The sequence below is a fragment of the Actinopolyspora lacussalsi genome (assembly GCA_030803735.1).
In the GTDB taxonomy this organism is placed as follows: domain Bacteria; phylum Actinomycetota; class Actinomycetes; order Mycobacteriales; family Pseudonocardiaceae; genus Actinopolyspora; species Actinopolyspora lacussalsi.
In genome coordinates, this window is the sequence record JAURUC010000001.1 from 2,480,380 (window position 1) to 2,501,109 (window position 20,730).

Annotated in this window: 24 protein-coding genes; 12 read left to right on the forward strand and 12 right to left on the reverse strand. The window is 66.0% G+C overall.

Going from position 1 to position 20,730, the window contains the following annotated elements; all coding sequences use genetic code 11:
- Positions 1–132 precede the first annotated feature (132 nt).
- The 3 genes from J2S53_RS11015 (at position 133) to J2S53_RS11025 (ending at position 1,573) form a co-directional block, all read left to right on the forward strand.
- On the forward strand, positions 133–795 hold the full coding sequence (locus J2S53_RS11015; RefSeq protein ID WP_456240885.1) for a pyridoxamine 5'-phosphate oxidase family protein: 663 nt from the start codon (positions 133–135) through the stop codon (positions 793–795).
- A gap of 189 nt (positions 796–984) precedes the next feature.
- On the forward strand, positions 985–1,293 hold the full coding sequence (locus J2S53_RS11020) for a hypothetical protein (RefSeq protein WP_456240886.1): 309 nt from the start codon (positions 985–987) through the stop codon (positions 1,291–1,293).
- A gap of 31 nt (positions 1,294–1,324) precedes the next feature.
- Entirely contained in the window at positions 1,325–1,573 is a 249-nt protein-coding gene (locus tag J2S53_RS11025) for a hypothetical protein (RefSeq protein WP_456240887.1), read from the forward strand.
- A 129-nt stretch (positions 1,574–1,702) separates the two neighbouring features.
- On the opposite strand, the gene J2S53_RS11030 is transcribed toward J2S53_RS11025, so the two are convergent.
- Positions 1,703–1,840, reverse strand: coding sequence for a hypothetical protein (locus J2S53_RS11030; RefSeq protein ID WP_175530154.1), 138 nt, complete (start codon positions 1,838–1,840; stop codon positions 1,703–1,705).
- Positions 1,841–2,211: 371 nt separating this feature from the next.
- On the opposite strand from J2S53_RS11030, the gene J2S53_RS11035 reads away from it, so the two are divergent.
- Complete coding sequence (locus J2S53_RS11035; RefSeq protein ID WP_456240888.1) at positions 2,212–2,580, forward strand: hypothetical protein; 369 nt, start codon at positions 2,212–2,214, stop codon at positions 2,578–2,580.
- A gap of 89 nt (positions 2,581–2,669) precedes the next feature.
- Here the strand turns inward: J2S53_RS11035 and J2S53_RS11040 are convergent, their stop codons facing one another.
- From J2S53_RS11040 to J2S53_RS11050, 3 genes are read right to left on the reverse strand one after another with little or no spacing between them, the layout of a single operon-like run.
- Entirely contained in the window at positions 2,670–4,751 is a 2,082-nt protein-coding gene (locus tag J2S53_RS11040) for a xanthine dehydrogenase family protein molybdopterin-binding subunit (RefSeq protein WP_456240889.1), read from the reverse strand.
- Positions 4,748–5,740 (reverse strand): FAD binding domain-containing protein, encoded by a 993-nt coding sequence (locus J2S53_RS11045; protein ID WP_456240890.1) that lies wholly within the window; start codon positions 5,738–5,740, stop codon positions 4,748–4,750. Before J2S53_RS11045 ends, J2S53_RS11040 begins: the two co-directional genes overlap by 4 nt.
- Complete coding sequence (locus J2S53_RS11050; RefSeq protein WP_092979863.1) at positions 5,737–6,240, reverse strand: 2Fe-2S iron-sulfur cluster-binding protein; 504 nt, start codon at positions 6,238–6,240, stop codon at positions 5,737–5,739. Before J2S53_RS11050 ends, J2S53_RS11045 begins: the two co-directional genes overlap by 4 nt.
- 329 nt (positions 6,241–6,569) lie before the next feature.
- Here J2S53_RS11050 and J2S53_RS11055 point away from each other — a divergent pair, with 329 nt between their 5' ends.
- Positions 6,570–7,397, forward strand: coding sequence for an SAM-dependent methyltransferase (locus J2S53_RS11055; RefSeq protein ID WP_456240891.1), 828 nt, complete (start codon positions 6,570–6,572; stop codon positions 7,395–7,397).
- Between the two features lie 200 nt (positions 7,398–7,597).
- Positions 7,598–7,882 carry a TM2 domain-containing protein gene (locus tag J2S53_RS11060; RefSeq protein WP_092979861.1) on the forward strand — a complete coding sequence of 95 codons (285 nt, stop codon included), beginning with the start codon at positions 7,598–7,600 and terminating at the stop codon, positions 7,880–7,882.
- A 392-nt stretch (positions 7,883–8,274) separates the two neighbouring features.
- On the opposite strand, the gene J2S53_RS11065 is transcribed toward J2S53_RS11060, so the two are convergent.
- Positions 8,275–9,009: an FCD domain-containing protein gene (locus J2S53_RS11065; protein ID WP_092979859.1), complete on the reverse strand. Its 735-nt coding sequence runs from the start codon at positions 9,007–9,009 to the stop codon at positions 8,275–8,277.
- A 257-nt stretch (positions 9,010–9,266) separates the two neighbouring features.
- Between J2S53_RS11065 and J2S53_RS11070 the strand changes: the two genes are divergently transcribed.
- The 3 genes from J2S53_RS11070 to J2S53_RS11080 are packed head-to-tail and all read left to right on the forward strand — an operon-like array spanning position 9,267 to position 11,998.
- Positions 9,267–9,791: a gluconokinase gene (locus J2S53_RS11070; protein WP_456240892.1), complete on the forward strand. Its 525-nt coding sequence runs from the start codon at positions 9,267–9,269 to the stop codon at positions 9,789–9,791.
- Positions 9,792–9,826: 35 nt separating this feature from the next.
- Positions 9,827–11,212: a GntP family permease gene (locus tag J2S53_RS11075; RefSeq protein ID WP_456240893.1), complete on the forward strand. Its 1,386-nt coding sequence runs from the start codon at positions 9,827–9,829 to the stop codon at positions 11,210–11,212.
- A gap of 12 nt (positions 11,213–11,224) precedes the next feature.
- Positions 11,225–11,998 (forward strand): SDR family oxidoreductase, encoded by a 774-nt coding sequence (locus J2S53_RS11080; protein ID WP_456240894.1) that lies wholly within the window; start codon positions 11,225–11,227, stop codon positions 11,996–11,998.
- A 146-nt stretch (positions 11,999–12,144) separates the two neighbouring features.
- Here the strand turns inward: J2S53_RS11080 and J2S53_RS11085 are convergent, their stop codons facing one another.
- The 3 genes from J2S53_RS11085 to J2S53_RS11095 form a co-directional block, all read right to left on the reverse strand.
- A complete protein-coding gene (locus J2S53_RS11085) occupies positions 12,145–12,969 on the reverse strand; it encodes an alpha/beta fold hydrolase (protein ID WP_456240895.1) in 825 nt (274 codons plus the stop codon).
- A gap of 184 nt (positions 12,970–13,153) precedes the next feature.
- The gene (locus J2S53_RS11090; protein WP_456240896.1) at positions 13,154–13,570 is read right to left on the reverse strand and encodes a hypothetical protein; all 417 of its coding nucleotides are present in this window, start codon (positions 13,568–13,570) and stop codon (positions 13,154–13,156) included.
- Positions 13,571–13,659: 89 nt separating this feature from the next.
- Entirely contained in the window at positions 13,660–13,962 is a 303-nt protein-coding gene (locus J2S53_RS11095) for a hypothetical protein (protein ID WP_456240897.1), read from the reverse strand.
- 116 nt (positions 13,963–14,078) lie between these two features.
- On the opposite strand from J2S53_RS11095, the gene J2S53_RS11100 reads away from it, so the two are divergent.
- The 3 genes from J2S53_RS11100 to J2S53_RS11110 all read left to right on the forward strand — a co-directional run bounded on the left by J2S53_RS11100 (position 14,079) and on the right by J2S53_RS11110 (position 17,830).
- Entirely contained in the window at positions 14,079–14,270 is a 192-nt protein-coding gene (locus J2S53_RS11100; RefSeq protein WP_130468114.1) for a helix-turn-helix domain-containing protein, read from the forward strand.
- 186 nt (positions 14,271–14,456) lie between these two features.
- Positions 14,457–14,834: a VOC family protein gene (locus J2S53_RS11105; RefSeq protein ID WP_456240898.1), complete on the forward strand. Its 378-nt coding sequence runs from the start codon at positions 14,457–14,459 to the stop codon at positions 14,832–14,834.
- 2,324 nt (positions 14,835–17,158) lie between these two features.
- A complete protein-coding gene (locus J2S53_RS11110) occupies positions 17,159–17,830 on the forward strand; it encodes a hypothetical protein (RefSeq protein WP_456240899.1) in 672 nt (223 codons plus the stop codon).
- Positions 17,831–18,156: 326 nt separating this feature from the next.
- Here the strand turns inward: J2S53_RS11110 and J2S53_RS11115 are convergent, their stop codons facing one another.
- From J2S53_RS11115 to J2S53_RS11130, 4 genes are all read right to left on the reverse strand, one after another.
- Positions 18,157–18,663: an NUDIX domain-containing protein gene (locus J2S53_RS11115; RefSeq protein ID WP_456240900.1), complete on the reverse strand. Its 507-nt coding sequence runs from the start codon at positions 18,661–18,663 to the stop codon at positions 18,157–18,159.
- 12 nt (positions 18,664–18,675) lie between these two features.
- Entirely contained in the window at positions 18,676–18,858 is a 183-nt protein-coding gene (locus J2S53_RS11120) for a hypothetical protein (protein WP_456240901.1), read from the reverse strand.
- A gap of 325 nt (positions 18,859–19,183) precedes the next feature.
- Positions 19,184–20,263 (reverse strand): redox-regulated ATPase YchF, encoded by a 1,080-nt coding sequence (ychF, locus tag J2S53_RS11125; RefSeq protein ID WP_456240902.1) that lies wholly within the window; start codon positions 20,261–20,263, stop codon positions 19,184–19,186.
- A gap of 126 nt (positions 20,264–20,389) precedes the next feature.
- Positions 20,390–20,584 carry a hypothetical protein gene (locus tag J2S53_RS11130; RefSeq protein ID WP_092979730.1) on the reverse strand — a complete coding sequence of 65 codons (195 nt, stop codon included), beginning with the start codon at positions 20,582–20,584 and terminating at the stop codon, positions 20,390–20,392.
- Positions 20,585–20,730 lie beyond the last annotated feature (146 nt).

Genomic DNA, 20,730 nt, shown 5'->3' on the forward strand with positions numbered 1-20,730 from the left:
CGGGCAATCATGTCTACGTAGGTCGGCAATGTGCCGAGCCGGCGGAGGCGGGCGGACGGCCGTTCGGCCACCGGCCTCACGGCCACGGTCTACCGTGCGGGGCAGATCTAGCCGGAGGAGGAGTTGACTCGAATGGACGATTCATCGCGGGATGTCGAGAACAGCGGCTCGGACCCCGAACCGCTCGAAGTGACCGACGAGGCGGAACTGCGGGAACTGCTGGGCACTCCGTTGCGGCGGACCCTGGACAAGGAACGCGCCGAACTGCACGAGCTGGACAAGCGGTGGCTGGCCCACTCCCCGTTCTGCCTGGTGGCCACCTCCGACGAACTGGGGCACTGCGACGTCTCACCCAAGGGAGACCCGCCCGGGTTCACACTGGTGCTGGACGACTCCACGATCGCGCTCCCGGAACGCCCCGGTAACCGCCGCGCGGACGGTTTCCGCAACATACTGCGCAATCCGCACGTCGGGCTGCTCTACATGCTGCCCGGCAGAGGCGACACACTGCGGATCAACGGAAGGGCTCGGATCGTGCGGCGTGCCCCGTTCTTCGAGCGCATGGAGGTGAAGGGACACCGACCGGTACTGGCACTGGTGGTCGAGATCGAGCAGGTCTTCCACCACTGCGCCAAGGCGTTCATGCGTTCCGGGCTCTGGAACCCGGAGAGCTGGAATCCGGAAGCGATGGAATCGCGTCCGGCCATCGCCAAGACGCTGGAGACTCCGGAGAAGAGCATGGCCGAGTTGGAGCACTACTACGGCGCGGAGTACGCGAAGAAGCTGTACGGCTGACGTGTCCGCACCTTCGCTCCCCTGCCGCCGCCCATCCCGGTACCGCACTTCCGCGCTCCGACAGTTGGGACCCACCGCACCGAGCCGGTTCGGCTCGGACCGTCGTGATCGGACACACCACTGTCGAAGTTGACCATCGCTACCGAGTAATGCTGCCCTGAGGGAGGGGAACATGTATCGGAGTCGCTCATGGAACGAGACAACAAGGCATTTCAGCCGCTTTCCAAGCGGGAGCACTTCTGGCGAGGAGTGGGGCTGCTTACCGCCCCGTCTACGAGCCTCGTGCTGAACATACTGGAAACCCCGCTGTGGCTGGCCATGCCGATATTCGTGGTCTCGGCAGTACTGGCGTTTCTCGTGCTTCGGCACTTCACGCCCATGGACTCGGCCCCCACGGGGCCGATGAAACCGGCGAAGTGGCGCTTCGGATTCCCCGACCGCTCGACGTTGCGCCCGAACAAGTACCGCTCCGAGGGGACCGCGGACGGGACCGACTGAACGTCCCCACCGGGGATCGCGAGACGCTCACGTGCCGGAACCGAAACGCACCGGAGTCCAGCTCGCGCTGTACACGCTGTCGGTGCTGCTGCTGCCGGTGTTTCTGTACGTCACCTGGCGGGTGGAGTCGCCCTGGCCACGGTTCGGCTGCATACTACTCGCGTTCGGCTGTCAGCTGGTCGCGAAGCTGCTGCGCCGCCGCCAGCTCAACCGGTTCGAACGGGAGTCGGCAGCCGAGAGTTCCGTTCCACAGCACCAGGTCCGGGTTTCCGCCGATTGATCACTGGTTGCCGAGTCCCTCGATCCGTGTTCGCCGTTCTCCTGGCCCACTCGTCGACCGACTGAGCACGGATCGGTTGGAGAATCCCCGAGAACATCAAGTGCTTCCCCGCCTGCGGCGCGCGATGCCTTACTCCTGCCAGCGCGCACGGAGGTAGAGGAACGTGTTCAACACTGCCAACGGGCCGAACAGTAGGACACCGATCAGGTTGCTGACCGGAATCCAGTAGTTGACGTCCGGCACCTCCCGCAGAAACACAAGCAGCACCGTGAAATTGAGCAGCGCCGAAAAAGCACACAACACGAGTGCGATCAACGCGGTCCCACGGGCAACGCGAGGTGAGTTCCGCTTCACTACCGCACCCCCACAGCAATCCTGTCCGTACCGCCGGAGACCGGCGTCTCACGAACGCTCGACGTGATCATCAAGAAATCACACTACAGAGCGACACCCCAACGGGCACTTGCCACCGGCAATCGAAACGAGAGTGACCAAGTGCACACCTTGAGGTGAAACCGTGCCGACATCACGGGAGTTGACGCAGGGTGGAAGCACAACGGCACCCCTGCGGTCGGTTCGAACGCGGGAACCGCCGATAATCGCTGCTGCCCCCGACCCGCTGGAAAGCGAGCACTCCGTTGGCGCGTGAACCGAGCAGAGCAGAACGCAACCCGACGTTCATCGGCAGTATCGATCCCTTCTGCTGGATAGCGGTCGTCCCGCTGCTGATGGCGGCATTGTTCGTGGGCCTGGCGATCATGCCCACGCTGGGGTTGATCATGGCCGTGCTGGGCGTCCTCGTCCTGGTGCTGGACGGTTGGATCAACTGGCGCTGGCACAACACCTGGGGCAGCCGCCAGGACGCGGGGCGCGGCTCGGCCCGCTCCGGCGGTTCGAGGTCGGGCAGCGGCTCGAGTGCGGGACGCGGTTCGGGCTCGGGGCGCGGAGCCACCTCGGGCGGCAGGCCCACCTCCTCCGGAAGGCGGCCCACCGCGGGCCGCAGGTGACGCCCAGGGCTCGCTTCGGTTCTCCAGTCGATCGGGCCAAGCCCCGGCACCGGCCCCGTGCGAGACCGGTGCCGAGCGCCGCGCGGGAATCAGCGCAGGAACTTGTCGGGAGTCAGCGGGAGGTCCCGAACCCGCACGCCCGTGGCGTGGTGCGCGGCGTTGCCGATGGCCGCCGCCGTACCGACGATCCCGACCTCGCCGATCCCCTTGGCACCCACCGAGTTGACGTGCGGATCGTGCTCCTCGACCCAGCTCACCTCGATCGACCCCACATCCGCGTTGCCCGCGATGTGATACCCGGCGAGATCGTGGTTGACGACGTGACCGAACCGTCCGTCGACGACGCTGTGCTCGTGCAGCGCCATCGAGATCCCCATCGTCATCCCACCGAGGAACTGCGAGTGCGCGGTGCGCGGATTGACGATCCGGCCCGCCGCGAACACTCCCAGCATCCGGGGAACCCGCACCTCACCGGTGTCGGCGTGCACCCGCACCTCGGCGAACTGCGCACCGTAGGCGTTCATCGCGTACTTGCCCAGGTCCGGATTGTCGGCCGCGCCCGCCGTGGTTTCGACTCCCGCCGCGGGATCGCTGCCGTGCTCGGCGCGGAACGCACGCACCGCGTCCACGACTGTCGAGCCCCACGAGGCGGTACCGGCGGATCCGCCCGCCAGGCCGGCATTCGGCTGTTCGGTGCTGCCGAGCCGCAGTTCCACTGCTTCGAACGGGACCTCCAGCCCCTCGGCCGCGAGCTGGGTCAGCGCCGTACGGGCTCCCGTACCGATGTCGGCCGCGCCGATCTCCACCCGGTACTTCCCGCCGGACTCGTGCCGGATCGTAGCCAGCGAGCCGGGGAACAGCAGGCTCGGGAAGCTGGCGGCGGCCACCCCGGTGCCCACGAGCCAGTCGCCCTCCCGCCGCGTACCGGGCCGAGGGTCGCGATCCTGCCACCCGAACCGTTCGGCACCCTGCCGCAGGCAGGCGACCAGGTTGCGGCTGGAGAACGGCAGCCCGGAGACCGGAGCGACCTCCGGTTCGTTGCGTACCCGGAGCTCGATCGGGTCGATCCCGGCCCGAACCGCCAGTTCGTCGACAGCGCTTTCCAGCGCGTACATCCCGCTCGCCTCACCGGGCGCCCGCATCCAGGTGGGGGCGGGCACGTCCAGCGCGGCGAGCCGGTTGGTGACGCGGCGATTGGGTGACGCGTACATCTCCCGCGAGGCGCTTGCGCTCTGCTCGGCGTACTGCTTGAACCGGGAGGTCTGCTCCAGCGAGTCGTGCTCGGTGGCGGTGAGCCGCCCCTCGGAGTCGGCCCCGAGTCGCACCCGCTGCCGGGTGGGTGGGCGGTAGCCCACCAGCTCGAACATCTGGGTACGCGACAAAGCGCACTTGACCGGTCTGCCCGCCGTCCGGCGCGCGGCCAGCACCGTCAGTGCCACGTGCCCGTGCGGCATCCCCTTGGAGCCGAAGGCGCCCCCGACGTGCGGCGCGATCACGCTGATCCGCTCCTTGTCGAGGCCGACCAGCGGGGCGAGCAGGTCCCGGACCAGGTGCGATCCCTGGTTCGAATCGTGGAGGGTGAGTCCGTCGTCGTCCCACGTCGCGATGACGGCGTGCGGTTCGATCGGATTGTGGTGCTCGGGCGGCGTGGTGTAGGTGACGTCCACCGTGTGGGTCGCCTCCGCCAGTGCGGCGTCCACGTCGCCCCGCTCCAGGTCCGGCGCCAGCATGGGGCTGGCGTCGGCGTCCGGGGTGTAGACGATGTTCGCGTCGTCCCGGAACTCGCTGTCGTGCGGCAGCCGCTCGTATCGGATGTCGACGAGTCCGGCCGCGTGCGCCGCGATCTCCGGCGTCTCGGCGACCACCGCGCCGACGAGCTGGCCGCGGAAGTCGATCCCGTCGGACTGCAGCACGGCCAGTTCGGGGTCACCGATGGGGTTCAGGGCGTCCGCGTTGTGGTGGGTAAGCACGGTGTGCACCCCGTCGACCCGCTCGGCTGCCGCGGTGTCGATACTCGCGATGCGGCCCCGTGCGATGCCCGACCGCAGCGGGTGCAGGTAGAGCGGGTCCGTCACCGGGTACTCGAAGGCGTAGGGCGCGGTGCCGGTCACCTTGGCACGGCCCTCGACCCGTTCCGGCCCCTGCGAGGTGGCCCGCGTCGCTCCGGTCATGATCCCTCCTGCTGGGTGAGCTCGCGCAGCACCGATGCCAGGGTGTTGCGAGTCATGGGCACCTTGAACTCGTTGTCGCGCAGCGTTTCCGCCTCGGCGAGTTCGGCGTCGGCCGCCGCGCGGAACGCCTCCTCGGTGGCCGGGGCGCCGTGCAGCGCCCGTTCCGCCGCCGTGGCCCGCCAGGGCTTGTGCGCGAGCCCGCCGAAGGCGATCCGGGCGTCGGTGATGTAGCCGTCGGTGACCTCGACCGCCGCCGCGACCGAGACGAGCGCGAAGGCGTAGGAGGCCCTGTCCCGCACCTTGCGGTAGCGCGAACGAGCGGCGAGCGGCAGCGAAGGCAGTTCGACGGCGGTGACGAGCTCGCCGTGCCGCAGCACGGTGTCCTGTTCCGGCTCGTCACCCGGCAGCCGGTGCAGCTCGGTCACCGGCACGGTGCGCTGCCCGTCCGGCCCCGCCACCAGCACGTCGGCGTCGAGCGCGGCCAGCGCGACCGCCATGTCCGAGGGATGGGTCGCCACGCACCGCTCGGAGGCACCGAGCACGGCGTGGTGCCGGTTCCAGCCCTCCAGCGCCGAGCACCCCGAGCCGGGTTCGCGCTTGTTGCACGGGGTGGTGACGTCCTGGAAGTAGGAGCAGCGGGTGCGCTGCAGCAGGTTGCCGCCCGTGGTGGCCAGGTTGCGCAGCTGCCCGGAGGCCCCGGACAGCAGTGCCTGCGCGAGCACGGGGTAGCGCTGCCGGATCACCGGCTCCGCCGCCAGGTCGCTGTTGCGCACCGTGGCGCCGATGCGGACCCGGCCGTCGGGCAGCGACTCGACCGAGTCGTAGGGCAGCCGGGTGATGTCGACCAGTTTCCCCGGTTCGGTGATCCCCAGCTTCATGTGGTCGACGAGGTTGGTTCCGCCACCGATGTAGCGCGCTTCGGGATCGCGGCTGACGGTCGCTATCGCGCTGTCGGCGTCGGTGGCGCGCTGGTAGTCGAAGGGTTTCACTCGGCGGCCTCTCGGATGGCTGTGACGATGTTGGCGTAGGCACCGCAGCGGCAGAGGTTGCCGCTCATGCGTTCACGGATCTCGTCCTCGTCGAGTTCGATCGACTCCTCGAGATCCTCGGTCACGTAGCTGGGCCAGCCCGACTTGACCTCGTCCAACATGCCCACCGCGGAGCAGACCTGCCCCGGCGTGCAGTAGCCGCACTGGAAACCGTCGTTGTCCAGCAGCGCCCGCTGCACCGGGTGCGGTTCGTCCTCCTCGGCCAGTCCTTCCGCGGTGACGACCTCACTGTCGTCGTTCGCGACGGCGAAGGTCAGACAGCTGGTGGCACGCCTGCCGTCCAGCAGCACGGTGCAGGCACCGCACTGCCCGTGGTCACATCCCTTCTTCGGAGAGGTCACCCCCAATCGTTCGCGTAGTGCGTCCAGCAGAGTCGTCCGGGTGTCGACGGACAGCGTTTCCCGCCGTCCGTCCACCCGCAGGGTTATCTCCGAGTCCATTCCGAAAATCGCCTCTTGATCGTGTAGGGCGGTGATCTCGAACGACACCCGTGTCAGAGCGGGGTTCAGTGATCATCGTACGCGCGCAGTCTGCCCGCGATCCGGACTCGCGTCGAACCCTCCTCGCCGCGGAGCGGGAGTCACCACTCCCTCCCGGTGTCGGCCACTCCGGTGTACCCGGAGCCCGATGGGGCCGTGCCTCGTGCACGATCGGCACCTCGGTGCGGTAGCCGAGCAGGTGGAAGCAAACAGTATTCACTTCCGGGCGGTGTCGAGTCGGGTCGAGGCGTAAGCTGTGTTCGTCGCGAACCTCCGGTGTGGGAGAGCTTATGGGCGGCCTCGACGAATCACCCGACCGCGGTTACAGGTTCCCCGGCGACACCGACGTCGGTCTTCCCAATCCCGCGCGGGTCTACGACTACTGGCTCGGCGGGTCGGCGAACTTCGCCGTGGACCGCGAGCTCGGTGATCACATCGCCGAGAGCGAGCCCCGGATCGCGAGCATGGCGCGCGAGAACAGGTCACTGCTGCGCCGCATGGTGACCCACTGCTGTCGGCAGGGGGTTAATCAGTTCCTCGACCTGGGCTCCGGGGTGCCCACGATCGGCAACGTGCACGAGATCGCGCACCGACACGATCCGGATTCCCGGGTGGTCTACGTGGACAACGAGCCCGTGGCGGTCTCGCACAGCGAGTTACTGCTCGAAGGGACGAACAAGGCCACGATCCTGCGCGGCGACCTCACCGACCCGGTGGAGGTGCTGAACTCACCGGTCACGCGCGGCATGCTGGATCTGAACCGGCCGGTGGCGGTGTTGCTGCTCTGCGTGCTGCAGTACTTCCCCGACACCGATCGGCTGCGCGAGACGGTGGCGAGCTACCGGAGGGGGCTGGCGCCCGGCAGCTACATCGCGATCTCGCACCTGACCACCGACGACGGTGACGTGAACACGAGCGGAGTGGCCGAGCGCATCCAGCACAGCCGCGCCAGCCACCAGGCATACCCGCGGAGCTACGAGGAGGTACTCAGCCTGTTCGAGGGCACCCGGCTCGTCGAGCCGGGAATCCGCTACGCCCAGGACTGGCACCACGGCGAGATCGCGGGCCCCACCGAACCCAGCGGCATCTACGCCGGACTGGCGCGGGTGCCGGAGTGACGGCCTCCGGGTGCTCGCGGATCTCGCGCGAAATTCACGCGTGACCGGCACACGCGGTGTCAACGAGGAAGTCCCCCGCGACAGCGGGAACGTGCACCGCATCCACCGCTCTCGTCACCGGGACGACCGGAACGAACCACCGTTCGGCCGAAACATAGGATGGAGCGACTCTGGAACCGCGCCCCTCGGGAGACATCCGATTGAACGCTGAATACGACATGATGGAATACCAGGCCAGGCAGAAGTCGCTGGTGGTCAGCTACGTGCTGTGGATCTTCCTCGGCCTGTTCGGTGCCCACCGGTTCTACGCGGGCAACCGCGTCGGTACCGCCGTGGCGCAGCTGGTGTGCACGGTGCTCGTCATCACCAGCCCCATCAGTGCCGTGTGGGCACTCGTGGACGCCTTCCTCATTCCCGGCTGGATCAAGCAGCACAACCTGGAGCTGGCCGGCGAACTGCGGCAGCGCGACACGAGCAGGGCGTGACGACGGGGTCGTCGCCCGCGCGGTCGTGAGACCGCGACGTTCGAGGGAAGCACCGTCCCGGTGTGTCCCGATCACGGTCGCACTCATCCGGTCGCGAGGTCCGCGCCGCCAGATCCCACCAGTGGGTCCGGCGCGGACCACACCACCCACGCCGACCGCGACCGGTACGTGGGATTCGTTCCCACGAAATCGCCACTTCCGGGGAATCCGGACACCGATCCAGCGTGAATTTCGCGCGAAATCGCCGCGCCACGTCGACGGACCGAGGTGACAGGGTCTCACTGGGACGCTCCGAGGTGGTCACGCGCCGCTTCTGGGTGCGCGAGCCGCATCAGCGCCTCGGCGTAGCGGTCGCCGTGGGACAGCGAGACCTCGACCCCCGCGATGGAGCTCTACTTCCCCGCCGACGGATTCCCCCAAACCGGAACGACGGCGTCCCGGACCTCGGCGAGCAGCTCGCGCATGGCGTCCTCGGCCTCCTCCGATCTCGCGTTGGCCACGGCGTGTGCCGCACGCTCGTGCAGGTCCAGCGCGCGGGGAACCGGCTGGTGCGGCATCAGCCCCAGCTGAGTTCGCCCCCGCAGCACCACCGCGACCACATCGGCCAACGCCTCGAACATCTCGTTGCCGCTGGTCCGCAACAACGCGGTGTGGAACTCGATGTCCAGTTCCAGGAAGTCGTCGAGCTCACCCGCTTCGCCCTTGGCGCGCATCATCGACGACAGCTCCACCACACGTGATCTCACCTCTCCCGAAGCGTTGCGCGCGGCGTCGGCGGTGGCCAGCGGTTCGACCGCGATGCGAAGCTCGGTCAGCGAACGCAACTGGGCCTCCCGCCCCTCGCCCGCGAGTCGCCACCAGATCACACGTGGGTCGAACACGTTCCAGGACCGCCTCGGCTGAACCGTGATGCCGACCCGGCGCCGGGACGTGACCAGCCCCATCGACTGCAGAATCCGCACGCTCTCCCGCACCACGGTGCGCGACACCCCGAACCGTTCCTCGAGCGTGTCGAGTGTCAGCACGTGTCCGGTGGGCAATCGACCGTCGGTGATCTCCTTGCCGAGCGTGTCCAGTACACCACTGTGCAGCACTTCGACATTCGACTCCCCGGCACCGCTTTTCACCGCACCGGTCGGTGAGGCACGCACGGTCGCGGTGTCGTTCGCAGAACTCGCCCGCTGCTCACTCCCCTCGTGTCCGTGTCCGGACCTCGTCACGTTGTTCTCCTGCTCCACGGTTGCCGGGTTTACCCGTACAGATTACCGAGTTCCGAATGTCTTCCCAGTCACATCATTTGGTGATAACTTTCGCCGCCAAAGGTAATACTTTTTAGCCGCGTGGACATGACACGGAAACGGACGCAGCTCGACGAGGGAGTCGTATGACAGCCACATGCCTGGTGGTGATGGGCGTTTCGGGGGCGGGCAAGAGCACCGTCGCGCAGCTGCTCGCCCAACAGCTCGATCGGCCCTCGGCCGAGGCCGACGAGTTCCACCCCGAAGCCAACATCGCCAAGATGACGGCCGGTGTCCCGCTCACCGACGAGGACCGGCTGCCCTGGCTGTGGCGGATCCGCGACTGGATCACCCGACACGCCACGAGCGGGACGAACACGATCGTGACCTGCTCCTCGCTGAAGCGGACGTACCGGGACGTCCTGCGGCAGGCCGGGGCGAACGTGCGGTTCCTGCACCTGTCCGGCTCGGCCGAAACGATCGAGGGAAGGCTCACGAGCCGTTCCGGGCACTTCATGCCCAGCTCACTGCTGCGGTCGCAGTTCGACGACCTCGAACCGCTACACCCCGACGAGGCCGGCCTGACCGTCGACATCGTCGATCCCCCGCAAGACATCGTGCGGCAGACCCTCGCGGCTCTCGACCCCGGCGCCTGCCACGCCGCGCGATGACCATCGAAACCGGCACAAAGCAACGGAGCTTTTGAATGAACATCGATGGCTGGACACAGACAATGGGTTCGGGCCCATTACTCGGCATAGCGGCGGCCGCGATCGCCGTACTGCTGTTCTTGATCATCAAACTGCGCGTGCACGCCTTCCTCGCGCTGGTGCTGGTCAGCCTCGCCACCGCGTTCGCGTCGGGCATCCCGGCGAACAGCATCATCGAGACACTCACCAGCGGATTCGGCTCCACGCTGGCTAGCGTGGCGCTGCTGGTCGGGCTCGGCGCGATGCTCGGCAGACTCCTCGAGGTCAGCGGAGGCGCCCAGTCGCTGACCGACGCGCTGCTGAACAGGTTCGGCGAACGACGCGCACCGATGGCGCTGGGCATCGCCTCGCTGATCTTCGGTTTTCCCATCTTCTTCGACGCGGGGCTCGTCGTGATGCTGCCGATCGTGTTCGCGGTGGCACGCAGGCTCGGCGGTGGTGTGCTGCGCTACGGCCTGCCCACGGCGGGCGCGTTCTCGGTGATGCACATCTTCGTTCCACCGCACCCCGGGCCGGTCGCGGCCAGCGGGCTGCTGGGCGCCGACGTCGGACTGGTCCTCGCGCTCGCTCTGGTTGTCGCGATTCCGACGTGGTACCTGACCAGCTACCTCTACGGCCTCTGGGCGGGCAAGCGCATCGTGCTTCCGGTGCCGGAACTACTCAACGGCGGCACTCCCGTGGAGCAGGACGAGAACCCGCCCCGCGCACGCACCGTCATCTCGCTGCTGCTGCTTCCGCTGCTGCTGATCTTCGCCAACACCGGGCTGAACACCGCCGGTGAAGCGGGGTGGGCGAACCCCGACGCCGGTTGGTTCCAGGTCGCCCGCACCCTGGGTGCCACGCCGGTCGCGCTGCTGATCACCGTGTTCGTGGCCACCTACGTCCTGGGGACCCGCCGGGGACGCGGCCAGGACGTCATCGAGAAGCTGCTCGACTCCGCGCTCGGCCCGGTGTGCGCGATCATCCTGATCACCGGCGCGGGCGGGATGTTCGGCGGCGTGCTGCAGGCCAGCGGCATCGGCGACGCGCTCTCGGACGTGATGTCCGACATCGGGATGCCGGTGATCGTCGCCGCCTACGTGATCGCCGCGGTGATCCGCATCGCGCAGGGCTCGGCCACCGTCGCGCTGACGACCGCGGCCGGGCTGGTGCAGCCGGTGGTGCTCGGACAGGACTTCAACTCGGTGCAGCTGGCCGCGCTGGTGCTGGCGCTGGCGGCGGGCTCGGTCACCGCCGGGCACGTCAACGACTCCGGATTCTGGCTGGTGGGCCGGTTCTTCGGGATGGACGTGAAGACGACGCTGAAGACCTGGACGGTCATGCAGACCACCATCGGGCTGATGGGCTTCGCCATCGCCTCCCTGCTGTTCGTCGTCGCCTGAGTGGAGGACTCCTTGGTATCCGAACTGTTCGACCTGACCGGCAGGGTCGCGCTGGTCACCGGCAGCAGTCGCGGCATCGGCAACGCCGTCGCGAAGGGGCTGGCCGAGGCCGGGGCCACGGTGGTGCTCAACGGCCGCGACCGACAGCGGGCCGCCGAAGCACGTGACGCGCTGCGCGCGGCGGTTCCCGGAGCCGAGTGCGACGTGGTGTGCTTCGACGTCACCGACGAGGACGAAGTCGTCGAAGGGGTGGCCGAGATCGCCGACCGGCACGGCGGAATCGACGTGCTGGTCAACAACGCGGGCTTCCAGCACCGCGAGCCGATGTTCGACCTCTCGGTGGAGCGCTGGGAGGAGGTGCTGCGCACCGACCTGACCAGCGCCTTCCTCGTGGGACGCACGGTGGCGCGCGACATGGTGCGGCACGGCAGCGGCAAAATCATCAACATCTGCTCGGTGCAGACCGAGCTCGCCCGGCCGTCGATCGCGCCGTACACGGCGGCCAAGGGCGGGCTGCGGAACCTGACCCGGGCCATGACCGCCGAATGGGCGAGCAGCGGCCTGCAGATCAACGGCATCGCACCCGGCTACATCGCGACCGAGCTGACCTCGGCCCTGGTAGCCGACCCCGAGTTCAGTGGCTGGGTGACCGGGCGCACTCCCGCCGGTCGATGGGGCAGTACCGACGATCTGCTCGGCCCGGCGGTGTTCCTGGCCTCGGACGCCGCGTCGTTCGTCAACGGGCAGCTACTGTTCGTCGACGGCGGCATGACGGCAGTGGTCTGACCGGCGGTCCTCCGGCGTTTTCGGATGGGGCGGTCCATCGTGGACCGCCCCTTTCCGTCCGCGACCGATGCCGTGTTCGGCGTCCAGTGGAAGTCGCTGATCACTCGCACGGCAGGGGCGGAGTCGCTCGTGCGAAGACCGGTGGGTCACCCGCGCAGGAACTCCAGCAGGTCCGCGTTGATCGTCTCCGCCTGCGTGGTGGGCATGCCGTGCGGGAAGTTCTCGTAGGTGTGCAACGTGGCGTCGCGCAGCAGCTTCGCCGACAGCGGCCCGGAGGCGACGTAGGGCACGACCTGGTCGTCCTGGCTGTGCATCACCAGCACCGGCACGGTGATCCGCTTCAGGTCATCGGTGAAGTCGGTCTGCGAGAAGGCGACCACACCGTCGTAGTGCGCCTTCGCGCCACCCATCATGCCCTGGCGCCACCAGTTCTGGATCACGGCTTCCGAGGGCTCCGCACCCGGGCGGTTGAAACCGTAGAACGGGCCCGCGGCTATATCGCGGTAGAACTGCGAGCGGTTTTCGGCCAGCTGCCGCTGGAAGTCGTCGAAGACGTCCTTGGGCAGGCCGTCCGGGTTGCTCTCGGTTCGCACCATCAACGGTGGCACCGCGCAGAGCAGCGCCGCCTTGGCGACCCGGCCCTCGCCGTGCCGGGCCAGGTAGCGGACGACCTCGCCGCCGCCGGTGGAGTGACCCACGTGGATCGCGTTCGAGAGATCGAGGTGCGCCGTCAGCGCGGCGAGGTCGTCGGCGTAGTGGTCCATGTCGTGACCCTCGCCGGTCTGCTCGGAACGCCCGTGGCCGCGCCGGTCGTGCGCGATGACCCGGTAGCCGTGGTGCAGGAAGAACAGCAGCTGGGCGTCCCAGTCGTCGGCCGAGAGCGGCCAGCCGTGGCTGAACACGATCGGTTGGCCCGCGCCCCAGTCCTTGTAGTAGATCTCCGTGCCGTCGTTGGTGGTGATGGTGCCCATGCGATGCCCCCCGAGATCATCATGGAATGACGCGGCGGGGTGCCGCCGCGTACCCGTACGGTCGCACCACTTCACGCTCCACGCAGGCCGGGAGGGTTCCCCAGGCGTTCCGTCACCGATCGCGCGCTCGGGTGGGCGGGGGCTCGCCGCTCCGCTTCCCGCGCGGGACGTTCGCACGTTCGGTTCACGAGCGGCGGGTGCGCAGCAGGAAGAACAACCCCACTACGGCGCAGGCTGCGGTGAGCGACAGGAGCGTGTACAAGGTCGGAGTGATGTACCCCGGCACCATGTCCACTGTGGTCCCGTCGTCCCAGACGCAGTTGGCCTCCGGCGGAAAGGTCTTCGGGTCGTAACGCAGCAACCGAACCTCTTCACCCATCCAGCTCGGTTTGTCCTCGACACATCTAGTAGTGCCCTGCACGATGGGCGTGTGGGTCAGCCCCCGGAGGAACACCAGGTGCGCGGTACCGCCGATGAGCACGGCCGCGTACGAGCACAGCCTTGCGGGTCGCCGCAGCAGTTTCCGGTACGAGTACACCGCGTGCACGAGCACCAGCGGCAGCACCACCACCGGGGAGACCAGCAGCAGGAAAAACAACATACGGGCCGAACTTAACGGTCACTTCCGCTGCCGTGTTGGCTTCGCGGGATTCCACAACAAGATGAACTCGGCATGACCCCACAGCCGGATCACGGGGATTCGGTCCGCTCCAGTTCGGCGCGGATGGTCTCCGGATCGCGCCTTCCGGAGCGGTGGGGACAGTCCTGGCAGGTTGGCTCCGGCTCGGAAACCCGTTCCAGCAACTCCTGCCAGCAGTGCCGACAGGTGGGGCGCTGGATCCAGTCCATCTCGCTGGGGCGCGCCATCGACAGCGCCGAGCCGCACAGGCTCTCGGCCGCCGGAGATCCGTCCCACTGCCTGCCCCGGAAGGCGTGCCGCTTCGACTCGGGGGCCGGGATCGGCATCCAGAAGTGCTCACGTTCACTCGTCATCGCTACTCCTCAAAATGCTAAATCTGCTAAATCTGCTGACACATTGAAACTAACAGAACCGCTAAATCTGCTAAAGCAGCAAGCGGTCAACCGATCGAGCGAACTATCTTCGAGGCATGTCCGATCGACTGCTGACGAGCGGAGAGCTGGCGCGAGCTCTCGGGATCTCGCATCAGTCGATCACCAACTACGCGCGGACGGGTCAGCTGGAACCCACCCTGACCACCCCGGGTGGTCACTACCGCTGGGAGCTGGACGACGTGAAGCGCCAGCTCCGCGAGCTGAACGAGAAACGCCGCAGGGGCTGATTCCCCACGAGATCGGCTGTAGCCGCGTCTCGGCCCTGCGAGGTCGGAAGAGTACGGCAGGCTACTTCGCGGGTTCGGCCGCGGGGCTTGCGGATCCTCCGGCCACAGGCCAGAATCCGAACTCGCGTCGCGTGCCGGTGGCGGACAGCGTCAGGCATGGAGGCGTCCAGTTCACGGGAGCACCCGTTGACCGTTCTGTTCAACCACACGATCATCGCCGCGCACGACAAGCACGATTCCGCGGCGTTTTTCACCCGCATCTTCGACCTGCCTCCGGCCGAGGCGGGTGGTTACTTCCTCGTAGTACGACTGGACGGCGGCACGATGCTGCAGTTCGCCGAACCCGGCATCGAATTCCCGCCGCAGCACTACGCCTTTCTGATCACCGAGGCGGATTTCGACGGGTTGTACGGCCGATTGCGGCACGAGGGAGTGCCGCACTGGGCCGATCCACGACGAAAGCTGCCCGAGCAGCACAACAACAACCACGGCGGGCGAGGTGTTTACTTCACCGACCCGTCCGAGCACTTCCTGGAGGCCATAACCCAGCCGTACAGCTCCTGAAGAACCCGCACCGTACCCCGTGATCCGATTCGCGCGGTACGTGCCACGGGGATCAGGTAGTCGGTGAGGTGCGGGGTGGACGTGGTCGCTCCCGAAACAGCGACCACACCGCGAACAGCTACCTTGTGCATCCGATTGATCTCGGAAAGTGGCATGCTCCGATCATGCGCTGTCGAACGACCACGAAGGCCGGTAAGCCCTGCCCCAACGGGGCGCGTCCCTCCGGGCTGTGCCACATCCACGACCCGGCGGTGCAGTGCGGCGGGACCACCAAAAGGGGAACCCGCTGCACGGTCGCCACCGGCGGTGGACGGTGCGAATACCACGGGAGGACCCGCACGAAGAACTCACAGCTCGACCTTTGGCAAAGCCGTCGGCGGAAAGCCGATTCCGGAAAACGCGCCGAACGGATCACGGTGTTCGACCCGGTACTCGGACCGATCAACACCGATGCCTATCCCCCGACAGGCACCGTCAGCACAACCGACCATCCAAAATAACCACTTCGGAAAACTCCCCGTGAAACGGGGGAACCGACCGGATGTGGAGCTAAGCAGCCCCCTCGATGCACGGCACGCAGCGCCGGAAGCCGACCACCACGTGGCACGTATTCCCGCCCCGGAAGAACTGCCGGACTCTTCGTACTGGTACGTGCCTTCCATCCTGGATGGACACAACGGATTCGTGCTCCACGCCCTCGGGGACTTCGAGCAGGCCCGCCAGGCGGCACGCGAAGCCCTGTCGAACAATGCCGGAAGCCTGGCCCCGCGCCGAGTGGGCAGCGGCGCACCGAAAGCTCGCGGGATGGGAAATCGACCAGACCTCGACGCGGGGCGTCCTCGGACCCGGCTGAATTCCGGTTCGACTGACCAACAGCCGAACAGCTTCACACCCTCGGATCCGCTCCGGGGCGCATTCGTATGTGCACGCTCGGTCACGAACGCAGAAGAGCCCCCTGATCGAAACCAGAGGGCTCGTGCTACTTTGTATCCGCCAAGAGTACAAAGAGCAGTGCTGAGTCTAGCACGGAATAGACTTCCCTCCACGCGCACCCCAGGCAGCGCGTGGGTAGGGCTACAAGTCCTGGCCACGGTTCACAGCCGTGCGGATCCCGGTTAGAGCGGGTGAAGTCCGCGCGTCAGGCAACGCACGATCTAGGCGAACCCGGCCGTGTACTTGGTAAGCCCTGGCGCTCACGCTCGTGTAGCCCGGCCATCATCCCGGCAATGCGCGTAACCCCCGGCTCGGCGCGGGTGTAACACCCCGCGCGGGGTGAAGCTCCGAAGTCACAATTCCGGTATACCGAGAGTCTTCACCTCCCCCTCGATCCCGGGAGAGGTGTGTCGAATACACGGCTCCCCCGAGATCGAGGGGGGCTCGCAGCCTTACGGGTCCACGCGGGACCCGAGCTGGGAGGTCGCCTGCGGCTCGCAAGAAAAGAGGACGGCGGCCTGGCTCCGGGGCTGAGTAAGGCTGTCGGGGGCCGCGGTCTGCGATCAGGATCAACCCCGGACGCACGGGAGGTCTCTCAACCTCACGGAGTCAGCACCAAGTCAGCACGGTGCCGAGCAATGGCAGGAAACCGGAGCAACGAAACGGTTCGCCGAACGGTTTCGCATCGTCACTGACCAGGCAGTTCGACCACCGTGGCCTGTGGGCACAAGCCCCGGTTTACGGCCTCACACGTTGAACCTGAACTCCTCACCGGGTTTTCGTGACCAGCACCGATGGTGCCGCTACGGTCGTTGACCTGGTCAAACGTTGTTCTTAACTTCTCGTCGTTTCGTGGTCGTTTTTGATGCCCTGACGAACAGCTGACAAACGGGACCTCACCCAACACTGCTGGGTGTTCGAGCAGATGCAACACCGCGCCGGATCTGCCCCGCCCCGGAACCCGTGGAGTAGCGGGTCGGTTCCCGTCGTCGTTTGCCGGTAGGTGCTGATACCCGCTGTCACCTGGCTCGATGTCGCCCCCACACCGGTCGCTGTGGCTGGTCGGTGCTCATCGTCTGTCGTCGTTTGTGTGGGAAAAGTGTGGCGGCACTGGTTATAACTGCTTGAGGCGGGCCGGCACGTAAAGCGGCTCGGCCCCTTACGGGCTTGACATGGGACAGGGAAGTTCAAAGCCGAAATATAAATGAAATTTTATTCACGGCAAACGCGGATAGTTTTCATTTGAAATTAATTCGATAAATCCCTGATTGGGTAATAAGATCACCCTATAGTGCACGGGCCAGCCATTGACTGAACTACCCATAAGCGAGCTAGAGTTCATTACGCATTCTTGACTGAGTGCTCATTAACTATTTGAAAGGTTTTGTTTCTTGAGTAAAAGATTCTTGCCGATCGCTGCGTTCGCAGCGGCACTGGTATCCCCGTTTTTGGCAGTTGCTCCCGCCGAAGAGTCACATGCGGCAGGCCCTACGTGCACCGCCACACATAGGGCAAAAGGGGAAGACGGATATGATGCCCGAGCCGCCATCTGCTGGGAACATAAAAACAAAAAGACATTCTACTATGTCAGAGGCGAAAGCCTGAACACCAAAAAGAGACCGTTCTTCGTAGGAAAACATATCGACATAATGATCGCCAAAGAGGACGGCGAAAAGTGGACACTCGAAGGAAAAGTTAGAGACAGGATCAATGTCACTGACACTGAAGGAAATATCCTCAACGCAGGGAAAGGTGGGTACGTCGGATGGACAAAGAAAATAGACGACGAAGACGATCACCTTTCGTTCGATGTTCTAGCATACCCCGAAGGGGCTAAGATTGCTAAAGCAAGCTCTCCAGACTGTGTTCCCAAAGATGGGAAGCCTTGTGGAGACATCACGTGGAAATCAGTCAACATTGGAGATGGCCAGTATCTTGTGGGAGCCCGCATTGTAACGGGATACTATATCAAAAAAGACACATCCACACTGTGCCGGCAGGGACTTTACAACAACTGGCACTGCGAAGGAATCCCCAATGGGGAAAAAATTGAAAAAAAGTAAATCTTAAAATTTGACGCCTTATCAATCAAACCAGTCAGCTGTCATTACGACATAATCGTTCTGATTTTGTCGATCACCCCTCAAGTGGTTGTCAGACCCCTAAGGGGCGATACGGCAACACTATCTGGATGTGTAACCTTCTCTTGTTGAAGGTTACACATCCATTTGTGCCGAAAAACTAAAATACCGTCTTCTTGTTATAAAAATTGACAATATTTTTCTCTGGTTTAATGGATTAAACGCTTGTTCTGTCGATAGCTTAGTGTGGCGAATCAAAAAGAGCGCAGCAGGTTACGAGGCTACTCCCCGGGCACGCTGGTTTGCCCTTAGGAAGTGGCCGGGTGAGGGCGTCCGTAACGGGACCACACTTCGCGGGAACACGTGCCCGACCGGCCACGGTGCCACGCCGAACCGGCGAGCAGGTGGTGAGTCGTCTCGGCGGCCCCTGCCGTGATGTCTGGCCGCCTGTCTTCCGCTTCGCTTCCGGGGAGGCCGCCCGCCCGCTTGTCGGTGCGGGCGGTGAACACGATCGAGAACTCCTGGCGGACCTCGCCGTCGTCGTAGGCGATGACGTGTCGCGGGTCGGAGTAGATACCCACGATGTCGGTGAGCTCCACGATCAGCCCGGTTTCCTCGGCGACTTCGCGCAAGGCGGCTTGTCGGGTGGTCTCGCCGATGTCCTGTGCTCCGCCGGGCAGGGCCCACAGGTCGTTGTCGGTGCGTTCGATCAACAGCACACGGCCGGACTCGTCACGGCCCACCACGGCCACGGCCACCACGAGGCTGTTGGCCGTCGGGGCCTGCGGGTCGCCGTAGTAGTCCCGTTTGCTCATGGCTTCTGCCTCTCAGGTCAACGCCGAAGCACCGTCCCACACAGCATCGAAGCTGTCCGCGTAGGTGCTGAACAGATCACCCGCCGCGAGACGGCGAACGTGCATGGCTGGCGCGTGAGCGGCGAGCTCGCCGAACACGTGGGGACCGACGATCACCTCGTCATCGAAACGGTAGACCGAGGGCGACAACGGCAACCCGATGCATCAGAACAGCATCGAGTACTGGTAGCGCGAGGTACGGGAGGCAGCGGGCTGCGAAGACGTCCGCCGCCACGAGCTACGGCATTTCTACGCGAGCGGACTGATCGCTTCGGGCTGTGACGTGATGACCGTGCAGCGGGCGCTCGGCCACTGCACACCGTCGATCACCTTGCACACCTACTCGCACTCGTGGCCGTCAGCCGAGGACCGGACCCGCGACGCAGCCGCCCGGACAGACGCCGAAGTCCTGGGAGACGTTGACGAACACCTGACGAACGACGAATCGAGTCAGGCCGCTGAGCTGCCGGAACGGCGTCCGCTACACGTTGAAGCGGAACTCCACCACGTCGCCGTCGTGCATCACGTACTCCTTTCCCTCCAGCCGGACGTTGCCGGCGGAGCGGGCGGCGTTCATCGAACCGGCTTCGACCAGGTCCTCGTAGGAGATGATCTCGGCCTTGATGAAGCCGCGCTGGAAGTCGGTGTGGATGGCACCGGCCGCCTCCGGCGCGGTGGCGCCCTTGCGGATCGTCCAGGCGCGGGCCTCCTTGGGCCCGGCCGTGAGGTAGGTCTGCAGCCCCAGCGTGTGGAACCCGGCCCTGGCCAGCGCGTTCAGCCCCGGCTCCTCCTGCCCCACCGAGGACAGCAGCTCGCGGGCGGACTCCTCGTCCAGCTCCAGCAGCTCCGACTCGACCTTGGCGTCCAGGAACACCGCGTCGCCGGGCGCCACGAGCTCGCGCAGCTCCTTGAGCTTGGCCTCGTCGTTGAGCACGCCCTCGTCGCAGTTGAAGACGTAGAGGAACGGCTTGGTGGTCAGCAGGTTCAGCTCGGCGAGCTCGGGAACCTCGGTGCCGCGCCCCGCCGAGAACAGGGTCTTGCCCTCCTCCAGCACCTCCTTGGCGGCCTGCACGGCCTCCACGGCGGGCCTGCGCTCCTTCTTGGTGCGCGCTTCCTTCTCCAGGCGGGGCAGCGCCTTCTCGATGGTCTGCAGGTCCGCGAGGATGAGCTCGGTGTTGATGGTCTCGATGTCGCTGGACGGGTTCACCTGACCATCGACGTGAACCACGTTCGAGTCGTCGAACACGCGGATCACCTGGCAGATCGCGTCCGCCTCACGCACGTTGGCGAGGAACTGGTTGCCCAACCCCTGCCCCTCGGAAGCCCCCTGCACGATCCCGGCGATGTCGACGAACGAGACGGTCGCGGGCACGGTGCGCGCCGAGTCGAACATCTCGGCGAGCCTGTCCAGCCGTTGGTCCGGCAGCGGAACCACACCGACGTTGGGCTCGATGGTCGCGAACGGGTAGTTGGCCGCGACCGCATCGTTGCGGGTCAGCGCGTTGAACAGCGTGGACTTGCCCACGTTGGGCAGGCCGACGATTCCGAGAGTGAGGGTCACAGCTGTCCAAGTCTAGGAGCCCGATTCGGATCACGGTCAGGCGGGCGAGTCGACCGCCCGCCGTGCCGGATGCGCGGGGCAATCCCCTCGGCGCATCAGGACCGTTGGCGATCCCCCGGCGGAGTCTCAGTAGCCGCCGCCGTCCTCCTCCTGTTCCTGCTGTTCCCCATCCTCCTGCTCGCCGTCCTCCTGGTCCTGCTGCTCCTGTTGGTCCCCGCCACCGGGGCCCTGCTCGCCCTCCTCGCAGGAACCCGCCGTCAGTAGCGCCAGCGCCGCCAGTGCGGCGGCGAACCAGCGAGCGATGTCACGTCCCCGAGTCATGCCCCGAAGATAGGTGCCGGACTCCGATCGCGCAGCCGACCGTGTCACGTCCGGCGCTCGCCAGGGCCGAATCCCACGCCTGAACCTCTCGGGAGGGCCCAAAACACCCGAACCATCGTGTCCGATTTCCGCTAGTGGGGCGCGCC

Coding starts and splice junctions, on each gene's coding strand:
- J2S53_RS11015 (WP_456240885.1), top strand. CDS start 133: ATGGACGATTCATCGCGGGATGTCGAGAACAGCGGCTCGGACCCCGAA.
- J2S53_RS11020 (WP_456240886.1), top strand. CDS start 985: ATGGAACGAGACAACAAGGCATTTCAGCCGCTTTCCAAGCGGGAGCAC.
- J2S53_RS11040 (WP_456240889.1), bottom strand. CDS start 4,751: ATGACCGGAGCGACGCGGGCCACCTCGCAGGGGCCGGAACGGGTCGAG.
- J2S53_RS11050 (WP_092979863.1), bottom strand. CDS start 6,240: ATGGACTCGGAGATAACCCTGCGGGTGGACGGACGGCGGGAAACGCTG.
- J2S53_RS11055 (WP_456240891.1), top strand. CDS start 6,570: ATGGGCGGCCTCGACGAATCACCCGACCGCGGTTACAGGTTCCCCGGC.
- J2S53_RS11070 (WP_456240892.1), top strand. CDS start 9,267: ATGACAGCCACATGCCTGGTGGTGATGGGCGTTTCGGGGGCGGGCAAG.
- J2S53_RS11075 (WP_456240893.1), top strand. CDS start 9,827: ATGAACATCGATGGCTGGACACAGACAATGGGTTCGGGCCCATTACTC.
- J2S53_RS11085 (WP_456240895.1), bottom strand. CDS start 12,969: ATGGGCACCATCACCACCAACGACGGCACGGAGATCTACTACAAGGAC.
- J2S53_RS11090 (WP_456240896.1), bottom strand. CDS start 13,570: ATGTTGTTTTTCCTGCTGCTGGTCTCCCCGGTGGTGGTGCTGCCGCTG.
- J2S53_RS11095 (WP_456240897.1), bottom strand. CDS start 13,962: ATGACGAGTGAACGTGAGCACTTCTGGATGCCGATCCCGGCCCCCGAG.
- J2S53_RS11100 (WP_130468114.1), top strand. CDS start 14,079: ATGTCCGATCGACTGCTGACGAGCGGAGAGCTGGCGCGAGCTCTCGGG.
- J2S53_RS11115 (WP_456240900.1), bottom strand. CDS start 18,663: ATGAGCAAACGGGACTACTACGGCGACCCGCAGGCCCCGACGGCCAAC.
- J2S53_RS11130 (WP_092979730.1), bottom strand. CDS start 20,584: ATGACTCGGGGACGTGACATCGCTCGCTGGTTCGCCGCCGCACTGGCG.